A 13,885-nucleotide genomic window follows, 5' to 3' on the forward strand; every position below is an offset into this window, starting at 1 on the left:
TGGCAATGGTCGACCGTTGGCGGTGGCTCTCCGCTCGGCGTATCGCGGCTGCCGCTTCGACTGCGGCGGGCCGCGTTGCCGGGCGGGCTCACGCCTCGTGCATGGGCAGCCCGGTGCCGGCGGTCACCAGGCCGGGCGCAGCCGGCCGGGGGTGGCGAGCCCGGCCAGGTCCGCGCGAAGCGCCGCCAGCCGCTCGGGCCCAATCCGCTCGGCCCACGGCCGCAGCACCTCGTCCGCCGCGTCGGTCGCCGCCCGCGTGCAGGCCCATCCCTTCTCGGTGAGCACGACCAGTCGCGCCCGGGCGTCGTCCGGGTGGGGGCGGCGTTCGACGTAGCCCTTGGTCACGAGATCCTCGACCATCTGGCTGGCCGCCTGCTTCGTGACGTCGAGGTACTCCGCCAGCTGCATCACCGTCGCGCCGCCGTGGGACAGCCGGACGAAGGCGAACCCGTGGGCCGGGCGTACGTCCGCGAAGCCACGGGCGCGTACGCCCTCATCGATGCCGTCCACGAGGGATCGGGCCGCGCCGAGTACGAGGGCGGGGAGGTCGAGAAGTTCCACGGAAGCAGTTTGACATGGAAGTCAACTTGCTTGACTATATGGTCAAGCTGCTTGACCAAAGGGGGAACCATGACTGTCATCCGGGAACCGGTCGCGCACGAGCTGCACGGCGCGACCTTCCACTCGTTCGTCGCGCCGTCCTCGGGGAGCCGGGAGCTGTGCGCGTGGCGGCTGGAGGTCGCCGGAGGCACCGCCGGCGTGGAGCATCGGGTCAGCCGGGAGGAGGTGGTGCTGCTGATCTCCGGCGAGCTGACCGTGACCGTCGACGGGGTTCCGGGCACGCTGCGGGCCGGCGATGTGGCGTTCGTCCCGGCCGGCGCGACGTTCCGGGTCGACAACCTCGCGGGTGATCCGGCAAGCGCGTGGGTGACCACGAGCGTCGGCCTGGAGGCCACCCTCCCGGACGGCTCCTCGATCCGCCCGCCATGGACCCGCTGACGAACGTGGCCACGGGCGCCTGCAACGGCCGCACCGCGTCGAGCGACCGCGGGGCGCGCCCGGACGTGCCCGCCCACTCGGGGAAGCGACCGCGGTGACGTGCTCACCCACCGCGACACGCCGGCTCCGCACGGAAGCTCGCGGGTGCGGAGCGCAACGGGCCCGCGCGCTCCGCACGGAAGCCCATGGAAGCGGAGCACGGCCCGGGAAAGCGGAGCACGGCCCGCGAAAGCGGAGCACGGCCCGCGAAAGCGGAGCACGGCGGCGGGAAAGCGGAGCACGACGGCCCCGCCCACTCCGCACAGAACGGCAGGCCTCACGCCGCACAGGGCGCAGCTTGACGGCGGACGCAGCGGACCGCCCTGCCGCCCGGCCCGGCCATCGCGCCCGGTGTGGAGCCGGCAGCGCGCCCGCCCGGTCGCTCGACCGGGCGGGCGCGCCCGCGCACGTGCTTACTTCGACGGCTCCGGGATGTCGCACTTGATCTTCGGGTTGACGCCCAGCCAGTTGAGCGGCCCGGCGACGACGGTCACCACGACCGTGCCGGCCTTCGCGCAACTGGCGTCGCCGGTGTCCTTGAAGTAGCCGCGCTCGAACGCGGCGACGGCGCCGAGCACGAGCCAAAGGATGACGATGAATCCGCCGATCGATCCTGCGCGCATCGGGGGCCTCCTGCTTGAGGTGGGGGAGTGGCCCGCGACATACCCCGTACGCGTCGATCTTTAAACGGCGGCGCGCACCGCCTGCAGCGTGTACGTGTGCGGCAGTCGCCGGGGCCGGTCGGTGACCTGCCATTCACCGCCGGGCAGCAGCGTCATCTTGCCCGGCAGCGCCTCCCACGGCACGGTGTCGTGCTCGACCAGGCCGGTGATCGTCATGCCGGCCTCGAGCAGCGCCGTCACGATCTCGCCGAGGCCGTGGTTCCATTCGTGGGTGGTGGTGTGCACGAACTCGTGGTCGGTGTCGACGTAGGTGCCGCCGTCGTCCCAGACCATCGGCTCGGCGTGCTCGAAATACGGGTACGCGAGCGCGAGGACGTCGTCGTCCCGGCCTTCCTCCAGGGACCACAGCACCGGATGCCCCTCGCGGATGAAGAGCCGTCCACCCGGGCGCAGCAGCGCCGCGACGACCCGGGCCCAGCGCCGGATGTCGGGCAGCCAGCCCAGCGCGCCGATGCCGGTGTAGACCAGGTCGAACCCGCCGGTGCCGAGGACCTCCGGCGCGCCGTAGACGTCCGACTCGATGAACTCGACCGGGTTGCCGGCGCGCTCGGCCAGCTTGCGGGCCTCCGCGAGCGAGGCGGGCGAGAAGTCGAGGCCGGTCATGGTCGCGCCCAGCCGGGCCAGCGACACGGTGTCGCTGCCGATGTGACATTGCAGGTGTACGCCGCGCAGCCCCGCGATGTCGCCGAGCAGCGGCCGGTCGAAGGTCACGGTGTCGCTCAGATGCCCCGGGTCGGCGGCGAACGCGGCCAGGTTGTAGCCCGCCGAGGCGGCGTGCTCCGGGGCGCGTTCGTCCCAGTTGGCGCGGTTGAGGTCCAGGTATTCGGTCACGGGGGCCGACCGTACCGGAGGCCGCACGACCGCTCGCCCGGTTTTCGTGCGGCCGCGGGCGCGTCATGATGGGAGTCCGGCTCGAAACTTCCGCTGTCCCCCGGTCCGGTCAGGGGCGGCGGTGGGGTGGCCGGACGGCGTGGCGTTGAATGCAGGTTCACACGGGTGTTGCGAAGGCGGGTGCGGGCTTGGAGACCAGGCGTACGACGGTGCGGGACGTCCGCCGCGCGAACCGGGCCAGCCTGCTCACGGACCTGTTCCACGGCGGCCGGCAGAGCCGCCAGCAGTTGGGCGACACGACCGCGCTCAGCCAGGCCAGCGTCAGCAACCTGATCGGCGAGATGATCGACGAGGGCCTGGTCGAGGAGGCCGGCCTGGTCGGTTCGGACGGCGGACGGCCGCGCGCGCTGCTGCGGGTCGCCCCCGGATTCGGGTACGTCGCCGGCGCCGACGTGGGTGAGTCCCGCGTCCTGGTCGAGCTGTACGACCTGGCGATGTCCCGCCTCGGCGTCGTGGAGTACGCGCTGGGCGCCGACGGCCCGGTCCCCGGGGTGGCCGCCGCCAGGCTGCTCGAGGGGCTGGACGCCGTGGTCGCGGAAGCCGGCATCGAGAAGTCGGCGGTGCTGGGCTTCGGCGTGGGGGTGGCCGGTGTGGTGGACCAGGCCGGCGACGCCCCGGTGGTGCACTCGCAGACCACCGGCTGGGACGGCGTGCCGCTGGGGCGCATGCTGCGCGAGGGCACCGAGGTGCCGATCTTCGTGGAGAACGGCGCGAAGACGGTCGGCCAGGCCGAGATGTGGTTCGGTGCGGGCCGGGGTGCCCGCCACGCGGTCATCGTCATGGTGGGCACCGGCGTCGGCGCGGCGGTCGTGATGGACGGGCGCAGCTACCGCGGGGCCAACAGCAGCGCGGGGGAGTGGGGTCACACCACCCTGGTGTACGACGGTGACGTGTGCCGCTGCGGGGCCCGGGGGTGCCTGGAGGCGTACATCGGCTCGGAGAAGGTGATCGCCCGGCTGGCGGAGGCGACCGGCCGGCCGGCCGACCCGAAGCTGCTGACCCGGATGCTGGCGGCCGACGGCCCGCTCGACGAGGCGGCGGCGCGGGTCATCCGGGAGACGGTCGGGTACCTCGGCGCGGGGATCGCCGGCCTGGTCAACCTGTTCTCGCCGGAGCGCATCGTGCTGGGCGGCCCGGCGGGCCTGGCTCTGGGAGAGCGTTTTCTTCCGGACATCCGGGACGCCGCTGCCCGGAACGCGCTGCGGCAGCCGTACTCGCGTACCCGGATCGAGCTCTGCCAGCTCGGACCCGACGCCGTCGCGATGGGCGCGGCCACCCTGCCGATCGCCCGCCTGCTCGCCGACGGCGGCCTGCCGGCGACGGCCGGCCCGGCGCCGATGTCCCGGGCGGCCCACCGCCGGTCGTTGAGCCGCGGCCGCTGACCGCGAAACACGAAGCGCGGCCGGGCCGCGAAACACGAAGCGCGCGGCCGGGCCGCGAAACACGAAGCGCGCGGCCGGGCCGCGAAACAGGAAGGGCGCGGCCGGAGCCGCGCCCTTCGTGCCGGAGGTGCTCAGTTGCCGCGCACCCGGGCGATGGTGTCGCGGTACCACAGCGCCGACTGCTTCGGCGTCCGCTTCTGCGTCTCGTAGTCGACGTGCACGATGCCGAACCGCTTCGCGTATCCCTCGGCCCACTCGAAGTTGTCCATCAGCGACCACGCGAAGTAGCCCCGGATGTCCGCGCCCTGCTCCCGGGCCGCCGCCACCGCCGCGATGTGCTCCGCCAGGTACGACGTGCGGTCGTCGTCGGCCACGTACCCGGTCTCGTCGGCCCGGTCGTCGAAGGCGGCGCCGTTCTCGGTGACCACGATCGGCAGGCCCGGGTAGTCCCGGTGCAGGCGGACGAGCAGCTGCGTGAAGCGTTCCGGGGTGATCGGCCAGTCCATCGCCGTGCGGGGACGGTCGGGCAGGATCGCGCGGACGACGGGGAGCCCCTCGGCGTCGACCGTCTCGCCGTTCTCGTCGGTGCCGCTGAAGTCCTGGCCGAAGTAGAAGTTCACGCCGAGCACCTCGAACGGCGTGGAGATGATCTCCAGGTCGCCGTCCTGCACGGGGAACGCCGAGCCGCGCGCGGCCAGGTCGTCCACCATGTCCTGCGGGTACTCGCCCTTGCGCAGCGGGTCCAGGTACACGCGCAGGCCCATGCCGTCGGCGCGGCGGGCGGCGTCACGGTCGAGCTGACTGTCGGTGGCCGGGTCCGCCGTACCCATGTTGAGCGTGATGCCGTACGTGTGCTCGCGCGTCGCCGCGGCCCGCATCCGCTGGGTCGCGAGGCCGTGGCCGAGCAGCAGGTGGTGCACGGCGGCCAGGCCGGCGTCGAAGTCCTTGCGGCCCGGCGCGTGCACGCCGGTGACGTAGCCCAGCCAAGCCGAGCACCACGGCTCGTTCATCGTGGTCCACGTGCCGACGCGGTCGCTGAGCTTGTCGAAGACCATCATCGCGTAGTCGGCGAAGCGGTACGCGGTGTCGCGGTTCGGCCAGCCGCCCGCGTCCTCCAGCTCCTGCGGCAGGTCCCAGTGGTACAGCGTGACCCACGGGTCGACGCCCGCGGCCAGCAGCTCGTCGGTCAGCCGGTCGTAGAACCCGAGGCCGGCCGGGTTGACCGGGCCGCTGCCGCGCGGCTGCACCCGGGGCCACGCCACCGAGAACCGGTACGTGTCCACCCCGAGGCTCTTGATCAGGGCCACGTCCTGCGGCATCCGGTGGTAGTGGTCGCAGGCCACGTCGCCGTGGTCCCCGCCGACCACGGCGCCGGGCACCCGGCAGAACGTGTCCCAGATGGACGGCGTGCGCCCGTCCTCGGCGACGGCGCCCTCGATCTGGTACGAGGAGGTGGCGACGCCCCACTTGAACGAGGGGGGGAAGTCGGCTGCGGGCAGGAGCAGCCCGGGGGCGGAGCTGACGGTGGGGTTCATGGTTCTCCTGGTGGGGATGGATAGAGAACGGCCCCGGCGCGCAGGCCGGGGCCGTCGATCGCCGGTGGTCAGCCGACCGGCTGCTTGGCGGGGTGCAGCCAGCAGGCCACGGTTCTGGTCGTGCCGTCGGGTGTGTCGGGGTGGCCGAGCACCGGGATGTTGTCGGCGCACGGGTCGAACACCTTGGGGCAGCGCGGGTGGAACGAGCAGCCCGTGGGCATGCCCTTGAGGTCCGGCGGGGAGCCGGGAATGCCGGCGAGCTCACGACGCGGCCCGCGCAGCGCCGGGAACGACCCCAGCAGCCCGGCGCTGTACGGGTGCAGCGAGTCCCGGTACAGCGCGGACGCCTGCGCCTCCTCCACGATCCGGCCGCCGTACATGATCGCGATGCGGTCGGAGAACTCCACCAGCAGCGACAGGTCGTGCGTGATGAAGATGACCGAGAAGCCCAGCCGCTCGCGCAGCTCGATGAGCTGCCCGAGGATCTGCCGCTGCATCACCACGTCCAGCGCGGTGGTCGGCTCGTCCATGATGACCACCTGCGGCTGCAGGATCAGCGCCATGCCGATCATCACGCGCTGGCGCATGCCGCCGGAGAGCTGGTGCGGGTAGGCGTCCATCCGGTCCGGCGAGATGCCGACCAGCTTGAGCATCTCGCGGGCCCGGGCGTTGCGGCTGTGCGCCGACATCTTCGGGTCGTGCGCGGCCAGGACATCGGTCAACTGCGTGGAGATCTTGTGTACGGGGTTGAGCGAGTTCATCGCCCCCTGGAACACGATCGCCGTCTCGGCCCACCGGAACTTGCGGAGGCCCTCGTCGTCCAGGCTCAGGACGTCGTACGGGTCGCGGCCGTCGGGGTGGTAGATGACCTCGCCGCCGCTGATCACGCCCGGCGGGGCGAGCAGCCGGGTGAGGCCGTACGCGAGCGTCGACTTGCCGGAACCGGACTCGCCGGCCAGGCCGAGGACCTCGCCGCGGTGCAGCGTGAGGTTGACGTCGCGGACCGCGTGCACCGCCTGGTCGCCCAGGCCGTAGTCGACGTTCAGGTTCTTGATCTCGAGGACGGGCGCGCCGCTCACTGCGTGGCCTCCTTGCCGCGGTTCACCGGCGTCGCCGCCGCGGAGTTGATCGTGGGGATCGGCCGCGCGTTGGTGTGCGGCGCCGACGAGTTGCTCAGCACCGGCGTGAAGCCGACGCGCATCCGTACGGTGTGGCCGGAGGCGGTCTTGACCTTGGTCTTGCCGGCGCTGCGCAGGCGCGGGCTGACGAACTCGTCGATGCCGAAGTTGATCAGCGAGAGCGCCGTGCCGAGGAACGCGATCGCGAGACCGGCCGGGACGAACCACCACCACGCGCCCTGGGCGAGGGCCTGCTGGCTCTGCGCCCAGAACAGGATCGTGCCCCAGTTCCAGCTCGTGACCGACCCGATGCCGATGAAGGCCAGGGTGATCTCGGAGGTGACCGCGAAGATCACCGTGCCGACGAAACCGGAGGCGATGATGGCGGTCAGGTTGGGCAGGATCTCGAAGAGGACGATCCGCCAGGTCGACTCGCCGTTGGCCCGGGACGCCTCGACGTATTCGCGCCGGCGCAGCGAGAGTGTCTGTGCCCGGAGCACCCGTGCTCCCCAGGCCCACGACGTGAAACCGATGATCAGGGCGACCAGGGTGTCGCCGCCGCCGGGGGCGGCCGCGGTCACGATGATGATCAGCGGCAGGGCCGGGATCACCAGGAACACGTTGGACAGCGCGGACAGGCCGTCGTCCCAGCCGCCGCCGAGGTAGCCGGCGGTGACGCCGATCAGGACCGACAGGATCGTGGCGAGCGCGCCGGCCGCGAGGCCGACGAGCATGACGCCGCGGGTGCCGACCAGCACCTGGCTGAAGACGTCCTGGCCGAGGTGGGTGGTGCCGAACCAGTGGTCCGCCGAGGGCGGGGCGGTCAGCGCCGGGCCCCGGGCGTCCGGGTCGTACGGCGCGACCCACGGCCCGATGATGGCGAAGAGCAGGTACAGGCCGAGCACGACCAGGCCGGTCGTGGCCTTGGCGTTGGCGACGAAGCGGAACCGCTTGCGCTTGGCCTTCGCGGGCGCCGGCTCGGGCTGGGCCATCGCGCCCTGCCCGGGGATGACCTGCTCGACGCTGGAGGTGGGAATGCTCACCGGTCAGCCCTCCTTGCGGGTACGGGGATCGAGCAGCAGGTACACGACGTCGGCGATGAGGTTCGCGACCAGCACGGAGATCGTGATGACCAGGAAGATGCCCTGCATCAGCGGGTAGTCCTTGGCGCCGACCGCCCGGAACAGCAGGAATCCGAGGCCGGGGTACGAGAACACGATCTCCACCAGCAGCGTGCCACCGACGATCATGCCGAGCGCCAGGGCGAAGCCGGAGACGTTGGGCAGCAGCGCGTTGCGGGCCGCGTAGCTCAGCGACACCCGGCGGTCGGACAGGCCCTTGGCGTGCGCGACGGTGATGTAGTCCTCCGACGCGACGGTGACCATCATGTTGCGCATGCTGAGGATCCAGCCGCTGACCGACGAGATGAGGATCGTCAGCGCGGGCAGCAGGCTGTGCCGGATCGCGCTGGGGATGAAGTACTGGTCCCAGGCCGGCACGAGGCCCGGTTCGTAGCCGCCGGACGACGGGAAGATGCTGTCCGGCCCGGCGAGGAGGTAGATCGCCAGCAGGCCGAGCCAGAAGTACGGCACCGACGAGAGGAACGTCGTGGTGGGGAGCAGCCCGTCGATCCAGGAGCCGCGCCGCCACCCGGCGAGCACGCCGAGCCCGGTGCCGATGAGGAAGCTGATGATCGTCGTGATGCCGACCAGCGCCAGGGTCCACGGCAGCGCCTCGCCGATGACCTCGGACACCGGCGAGGGGAACGCGGTGAAGGACAGGCCCAGATCGCCGTGGAACAGCTGCTTCCAGTAGTCGATGTACTGGCTCCAGATGCTGGCGTCCTTGTCCAGGCCGAACAGCACGTACAGCGAGTTGATCGCCTCGGTGCTCATCTGACCCTGGAAGCGGGCGAGCAGCGACTTGACCGGGTCGCCGGGGATCAGCCGGGGGATGAAGAAGTTGATGGTGATCGCGGCCCACGCCGTGAAGACGTAGAACAGGATCCGCTGGATCAGGTACCTCATCGGGCGCCCTCCACGTTCACGATGCCCGCGGCGGCGGCCGATCCCGGCGGCTGCTCGGCGACCGTGGCCTCGTCGTACAGCCAGCAGGCGGCCCAGTGGCCGGGGGCGTCGCCGATCTCCAGGCGGACCGGCAGGTCGGTGGTGCAGCGCGGCATCGCCATCGGGCAGCGCGGGTGGAACCGGCAGCCGGCGGGCGGGCGGATCAGGCTCGGCGGTTCGCCGTTGCCGCGGTCCCCGGTGTCGCCGAGCATGTTCTCGATCCGGTCCGGGTCGGGCGCCGATTCGATCAGAAGCCGGGTGTACGGGTGCGCCGGCGACTGCGTGACGCTCTCGCTGTCGCCGCCCTCGACCATGCGGCCGGCGTACATGACGAGCGTCTCGTCGGCGAAGTAGCGCGCCGACGCGATGTCGTGGGTGATGTAGAGGATGGCCAGGTTCAGCCGTTCCTTCAGGTCCCGCAGCAGGTTGAGCACGCCGAGGCGGATCGACACGTCCAGCATGGACACCGGCTCGTCGGCGAGCAGCGCCTCGGGGTCCGCGCCGAGGGCCCGGGCGATGGCCACGCGCTGGCGCTGGCCGCCGGAGAGCTCGTGCGGGAACTTGTCCAGGTAGCGCTCGGGCGGCGTCAGGCTGACCCGGTTGAGCAGGTCGGTGAGCGCGCGTTCGAGGTCCGCCGCGGAGCTGCCGGCGTTGCCGTGGATCTTCAACGACCGGGTGAGGTGGTACCGGATCGTGTGCACCGGGTTCAGCGACGCGAACGGGTCCTGGAAGATCATCTGGACGCGGCGCGCGTACGCCCGGAAGGGCCGGCCGCTCTTGACCCGCGTGGACTGGCCGTGCAGCTGGATGTCCCCGGCGGTGCGCGGGTACAGCTGCGCGAGCAGCCGCGCGACCGTGGACTTGCCGGAGCCGGACTCGCCGACCAGCGCGACCACCCGACCACGCCGCAGGGTGAGGTTCACGTCGTCGACCGCGTGCACGGCGTCGTGCTCGCGCTTGAACAGGTCGCGCAGCTTCCGGCGGACGGGGAAGTGCTTGGTCAGGCCGATCGCCTCAAGCACCACCTCGCTGGCCGGAGCTTTCGCGTCGGGGCTCAACGTCATGTCGAGTTCCTTCGAGGAAAGGGGTCGGAACCGCCGCGGTGCCGCCCCCGGGACGCGGGTCCCGGGGGCGGCGGTGCGGATCAGGAGTTGGCGGGCTTGAGGTGCAGGACGACGTCCAGGGCGTTGGCCTGCGTGGGCTGGCCGGCGCTGTACGGGTTGGTGTCGTCGGGCCAGCCGACCCAGTTCTTCGTGCTGTACGCCATGCCGATGTTGTCGGCGCCGACCGGGATCATCGGGGCCTGCTCGACGAACACCTTCTGGATGGTGGCGAGCGCCTTGGTGCGGGCGGCGTCGTCGGTGGCGTTGGCGTAGTCACTCAGCGCCTTGGTGGCGTCGTCGTTCTTGAAGCGGCCGAAGTTGCCGCCGGGGGAGGCGGTGCCGACCGGCTTGAGCAGCTTGCCGTCCATGACCGTCTGGTACAGGTTCCACGGCGTGGCGCCACCGTTGGTCCAGCGGAAGGTGGCGTCGAAGTTGCCCTCCTCGACGTTGCGGAACCAGGCGTCCTGGTTCGCCTTGTCGACGGTGGCCTGGATGCCGATCTCGGCGAGGTTGCTCTTCACGATCTCGAGCGAGGTCTGGTAGTCGGACCAGCCGCTCGGGTCGGTCAGGGTGATCTTGACCGGCTTGCCGCTCGGGTCGCTCAGCGTGGTGCCGTTGAGCTTGTAGCCGGCCTCCTGCAGCAGGGCCTTGGCGCCCGCGACGTCGACGGTCGCGTTCTTGCCCTTGTACTCCTCCGCGATGTACGCGTCACCGGCCGGCGACGGCAGACCCGTCACGCTGGTGACCTGCGGGTGGAAGTAGCCGGCCTCGGCCTGGTTGAAGATGTCCTCGCGGTTGATGACCATGCCCATCGCGCGGCGCAGCTTCGGGTCGTCGAACGGCTTCTTGGTGGTGTTGATGTAGAGGCCGTGGATGCCGAGGACCGGCGGCGCCCAGACCTTGTAGTGGGCCGGGTCCTTGTCGATGAAGACCGTCTTGTAGTTCGGGATGAAGACGAAGCTCCACTCGTTGGAGCCGTCCGACAGCGCCGTGGTCTGCGCGTTGTTGTCGGTGTAGGAGGTGTACCGCAGCTCCTTGACCTGGGGCAGGTCCTGCCAGTAGCCGTCGGTGCGCACCGACAGCGTGGTGGTCTGCGGGGTGAAGGACTTCAGCGTGTACGGGCCGGAGCCGACCGGGTTCTTGTTCGGGTCCTTGCTCGGGTCGCTGATCTTCTCCCAGACGTGCTTGGGCACGATCGGGGTCTGACCCAGCCAGGTGTCCTTGTAGACGAACATCGAGCTGGTGAACGTCACGGTGACCGTGTTGCCGCTGTTGCTGACCTCGCCGTACGGGATCGCGGCGGTGTTCAGGGCCTCGTTCTTCTTGATCAGGTTGAAGGTGAAGGCGACGTCGTCGCCGGTGACCTTCTGCCCGTCCGACCAGGTCGCGTTGTCCCGGACGGTGATCGTGACCTTCTTGAAGTCCGGCGACCAGTCGGCCTTGGTGGCCAGCCACGGCTTCGACGGGTCCGCCGGCTTGACCGGGTTCCACATCATCAGCGGCTCGTAGATCATCCAGCGGTAGCCGAGCGAGGCGCCGGCGGACGTGGTGAGGAACGGGTTGTGGTTCTCGGTCTGCGGACCGTTCGGCATGCCGACGGTCAGGAAGGTGTTGCCGCCGGACCCGTTCTTGTTGCCCGCGTTCGGCGAGTCGCTGCAGGCGGCGAGCCCGCCCGAGGCGAGCACACCCGCCAGGGCGACCGCGAACAGTTTCCTTCTCTGCATCTCTAGATCTCCTCAGGTAATGCGATATCGGGTGAGAGGGGGTGCCCGAGGAAGGGCGGGTACGGCCGGCCGCTGGAGGCGGTCGGCGTGCGAGGTCCGGTGCGGCTCTTCTCAGGTGGGCGTCGCTGCCGCTGGGTCGGCGTGGAGCGGGAACCCCGGGCTCAGGTGGTGACGGCCGGTCCGGCTCCGGTCGAGCCGCGGGCCATGAAGGTGGCGGGTATGACGGTCGGTCGGTTGGGCAGGGGTGAGCCCTCGAAGTGGGCGAGCAGCGTGCGTGCCGCGGCCTCGCCCATCTCGCGCAACGGTTGGTGCACGGTGGTCAGCGGCGGCTGGGTGTGCGCCGCCAGGGGGATGTCGTCGAAGCCCACCACCGCGACGTCCTGCGGGATGCGCCGTCCACTGTCGAGGATCGCCTGCATGGCGCCGGTGGCGGAGAGGTCGTTGTGGGCGAAGACGGCGTCGAAGTCGAGCCCCGCCTCGATCGCGGCGTTCACGCCCTCGAAGCCGCAGGCGATGGTGAAGTCGCCGGGCAGGATGTGGTCGGCCGGGATCGGGTGGCCGGCCTCGGCGTACTCGGTGGCGAAGCCCTCGAGGCGCTGCACGGTGCACCCGAAGCGCTCGGGGCCGGCGATGACCAGCGGCTTGTAGCGGCCGACCTCCAGCAGGTGCCGGGCGGCCGAGCCGGCGCCGGTGAAGTGCGTGGTGCCGACGCTCGGGATCTGCATCGGCTGCACGTCGCGGTCGTCGATCAGCACGACCGGCAGCCCGCGGGCGTGCAGCGTGGCGATGTAGTCGAGGGTGCCCTCGGGCTCGATGACCAGCAGGCCGTCGAAGCTCTTGGCCGAGACCTGGGCGCCGAACTGGCGCATGGACTCCTCACCCCGGTTGCAGGTGAACAGCAGCAGCCCGTAGCGCTCGGTCTCCAGCACGTCGACCGCGCCCTGCAGGACCTCGCCGATCCACGGCCAGGTGAGGGAGGGGACCAGCATGCCGACGACCCGGGTACGCCCGCGGGCCAGCCCGACGGCGCGGGAGCTGGGCACGTACCCGAGTTCCTCGATGACCTTGCGGACCCGGGCGGCGGTGGACTCGTCCAGTTCACCCTTGCCGTTGAGCACCCGGGACACCGTGGTCTTGCTGACCTTGGCCCGGGCCGCCACATCGGCGATGGTGATTGGCACTGGTCCTCCGACTTGTGTCCGTGGGGTAACACCGCAGTTTCGGAACCGGTTTCGGGAGCGGTTCCGGCAGTAAACTCCGGTGAGTCGCGTCACGTCAACGCGTCGGCGTCTTTATTTAGGTTTCGAGACGATAACCAAGGGAAGATTCAGGCGTTTACCGGCTTCCCAGGACGCCACGAACCGGGCGAATCACCCGCCTGTCGCGGCCCTGTCCGTGACCAACCCGTGATCAGCCGGCGGCCGGGACTCCTTCCACGCGCCGGACCACGTCGGGCAGCACCCGGCCGAGCGGCGCGTCGACGATCAGCTGGGCGTACGGAGTGCCCCGCGTCTCGCCCTGGTTGACGATCGCCACCCGGATCCCGTCCTTCGCCGCCCGCAGCACGAACCGGCGGCCGGACATGACGGTGAGCGACGACCCGAGGACCAGCAGGGTCCGCGCCCCGGCGACGAGCTCGAAGCTGCGGCTCACCCGGGCGGGCGGCACGGTCTCGCCGAAGTACACGACGTCCGGCTTGAGCATGCCGCCGCAGGCCGTGCAGTCCACCACCGTGAAGCCGTCCAGCTCGGCGTCGTCGATCTCCACGTCACCGTCCGGGTTCACGGCGGAGACGGCCGCGGCGAAGCCCGGGTTCGCGGCGTCGAGCCGCTCGCCGAGCTCGGCCCGGCCGGTCCGGCGCCCGCAGTCCAGGCAGACGATCCAGGCCAGGTTGCCGTGCAGCTCGACCACCCCGTGCGCGCCGCCGGCCTGGTGCAGCCCGTCCACGTTCTGCGTGATGATCCCGTCGATGCGGCCCAGCTCCTGCAGGCGCGCGACCGCCCGGTGCCCGTCGTTCGGCCGGGCGTCACCGATGGTGCGCCACCCCAGGTGGCTGCGCGCCCAGTAGCGCCGGCGCGCGATCGGGTCCCGGGTGAACGCCTGGTAGGTCATCGGGGTGCTGGGCCGGGCGGCGCCGGACGGGCCGCGGTAGTCCGGGATGCCCGACTCGGTGGACAGGCCCGCGCCGCTCAGCACCACGACCCCGCCGTCGGCGCACCACCGCGCCAGCTCGTCGTCTCGCTCCACCCCACCATGGTCCCTCACGACCGGCCCCGCGCCGCGAGACACCGGTCACGGCGGCCGGTGACGGCCCGAGGGGTGTCACCCGCGGGAGTGGGACGAAG

Annotated in this window: 13 protein-coding genes; 2 read left to right on the plus strand and 11 right to left on the minus strand. The window is 71.2% G+C overall.

What is annotated here, in order from left to right; translation table 11 throughout:
* Positions 1 to 123: 123 nt before the first annotated feature.
* The gene (locus COUCH_RS12185; RefSeq protein WP_249612192.1) at positions 124 to 561 is read right to left on the minus strand and encodes a MarR family winged helix-turn-helix transcriptional regulator; all 438 of its coding nucleotides are present in this window, start codon (positions 559 to 561) and stop codon (positions 124 to 126) included.
* A 69-nt stretch (positions 562 to 630) separates the two neighbouring features.
* Here COUCH_RS12185 and COUCH_RS12190 point away from each other — a divergent pair, with 69 nt between their 5' ends.
* The gene (locus COUCH_RS12190) at positions 631 to 999 is read left to right on the plus strand and encodes a cupin domain-containing protein (protein ID WP_249612193.1); all 369 of its coding nucleotides are present in this window, start codon (positions 631 to 633) and stop codon (positions 997 to 999) included.
* A 452-nt stretch (positions 1,000 to 1,451) separates the two neighbouring features.
* Here COUCH_RS12190 and COUCH_RS12195 read toward each other — a convergent pair whose 3' ends face one another.
* Positions 1,452 to 1,661, minus strand: a complete 210-nt coding sequence (locus COUCH_RS12195) for a hypothetical protein (protein ID WP_249612194.1) — start codon at positions 1,659 to 1,661, stop codon at positions 1,452 to 1,454.
* Positions 1,662 to 1,721: 60 nt separating this feature from the next.
* Complete coding sequence (locus tag COUCH_RS12200) at positions 1,722 to 2,552, minus strand: class I SAM-dependent methyltransferase (protein WP_249612195.1); 831 nt, start codon at positions 2,550 to 2,552, stop codon at positions 1,722 to 1,724.
* Between the two features lie 188 nt (positions 2,553 to 2,740).
* Between COUCH_RS12200 and COUCH_RS12205 the strand changes: the two genes are divergently transcribed.
* On the plus strand, positions 2,741 to 3,994 hold the full coding sequence (locus tag COUCH_RS12205) for an ROK family protein (RefSeq protein ID WP_249612196.1): 1,254 nt from the start codon (positions 2,741 to 2,743) through the stop codon (positions 3,992 to 3,994).
* Between the two features lie 131 nt (positions 3,995 to 4,125).
* Here COUCH_RS12205 and COUCH_RS12210 read toward each other — a convergent pair whose 3' ends face one another.
* From COUCH_RS12210 to COUCH_RS12245, 8 genes are all read right to left on the minus strand, one after another.
* Positions 4,126 to 5,529 carry a GH1 family beta-glucosidase gene (locus tag COUCH_RS12210; RefSeq protein WP_249612197.1) on the minus strand — a complete coding sequence of 468 codons (1,404 nt, stop codon included), beginning with the start codon at positions 5,527 to 5,529 and terminating at the stop codon, positions 4,126 to 4,128.
* Positions 5,530 to 5,597: 68 nt separating this feature from the next.
* Complete coding sequence (locus COUCH_RS12215; protein ID WP_249612198.1) at positions 5,598 to 6,608, minus strand: ABC transporter ATP-binding protein; 1,011 nt, start codon at positions 6,606 to 6,608, stop codon at positions 5,598 to 5,600.
* Positions 6,605 to 7,690 carry an ABC transporter permease gene (locus COUCH_RS12220; RefSeq protein ID WP_249612199.1) on the minus strand — a complete coding sequence of 362 codons (1,086 nt, stop codon included), beginning with the start codon at positions 7,688 to 7,690 and terminating at the stop codon, positions 6,605 to 6,607. Before COUCH_RS12220 ends, COUCH_RS12215 begins: the two co-directional genes overlap by 4 nt.
* 3 nt (positions 7,691 to 7,693) lie before the next feature.
* Positions 7,694 to 8,674, minus strand: a complete 981-nt coding sequence (locus COUCH_RS12225) for an ABC transporter permease (protein ID WP_249612200.1) — start codon at positions 8,672 to 8,674, stop codon at positions 7,694 to 7,696.
* The gene (locus tag COUCH_RS12230) at positions 8,671 to 9,777 is read right to left on the minus strand and encodes an ABC transporter ATP-binding protein (protein WP_249612201.1); all 1,107 of its coding nucleotides are present in this window, start codon (positions 9,775 to 9,777) and stop codon (positions 8,671 to 8,673) included. The genes COUCH_RS12225 and COUCH_RS12230 overlap by 4 nt, the downstream gene beginning before the upstream one ends.
* A gap of 80 nt (positions 9,778 to 9,857) precedes the next feature.
* Complete coding sequence (locus COUCH_RS12235) at positions 9,858 to 11,540, minus strand: ABC transporter substrate-binding protein (protein ID WP_249612202.1); 1,683 nt, start codon at positions 11,538 to 11,540, stop codon at positions 9,858 to 9,860.
* Positions 11,541 to 11,701: 161 nt separating this feature from the next.
* The gene (locus COUCH_RS12240; protein WP_249612203.1) at positions 11,702 to 12,721 is read right to left on the minus strand and encodes a LacI family DNA-binding transcriptional regulator; all 1,020 of its coding nucleotides are present in this window, start codon (positions 12,719 to 12,721) and stop codon (positions 11,702 to 11,704) included.
* Between the two features lie 229 nt (positions 12,722 to 12,950).
* Positions 12,951 to 13,787 (minus strand): NAD-dependent protein deacetylase, encoded by an 837-nt coding sequence (locus tag COUCH_RS12245; RefSeq protein ID WP_249612204.1) that lies wholly within the window; start codon positions 13,785 to 13,787, stop codon positions 12,951 to 12,953.
* Positions 13,788 to 13,885 lie beyond the last annotated feature (98 nt).

It is taken from the genome of Couchioplanes caeruleus (assembly GCF_023499255.1).
Classification (GTDB): Bacteria; Actinomycetota; Actinomycetes; order Mycobacteriales; family Micromonosporaceae; genus Actinoplanes; species Actinoplanes caeruleus_A.

Excerpts from the sequence above, each read along its gene's own strand:
- COUCH_RS12190 (WP_249612193.1), top strand. The coding sequence starts at position 631 with ATGACTGTCATCCGGGAACCGGTCGCGCACGAGCTGCACGGCGCGACC.
- COUCH_RS12195 (WP_249612194.1), bottom strand. The coding sequence starts at position 1,661 with ATGCGCGCAGGATCGATCGGCGGATTCATCGTCATCCTTTGGCTCGTG.
- COUCH_RS12210 (WP_249612197.1), bottom strand. The coding sequence starts at position 5,529 with ATGAACCCCACCGTCAGCTCCGCCCCCGGGCTGCTCCTGCCCGCAGCC.
- COUCH_RS12225 (WP_249612200.1), bottom strand. The coding sequence starts at position 8,674 with ATGAGGTACCTGATCCAGCGGATCCTGTTCTACGTCTTCACGGCGTGG.
- COUCH_RS12230 (WP_249612201.1), bottom strand. The coding sequence starts at position 9,777 with ATGACGTTGAGCCCCGACGCGAAAGCTCCGGCCAGCGAGGTGGTGCTT.
- COUCH_RS12235 (WP_249612202.1), bottom strand. The coding sequence starts at position 11,540 with ATGCAGAGAAGGAAACTGTTCGCGGTCGCCCTGGCGGGTGTGCTCGCC.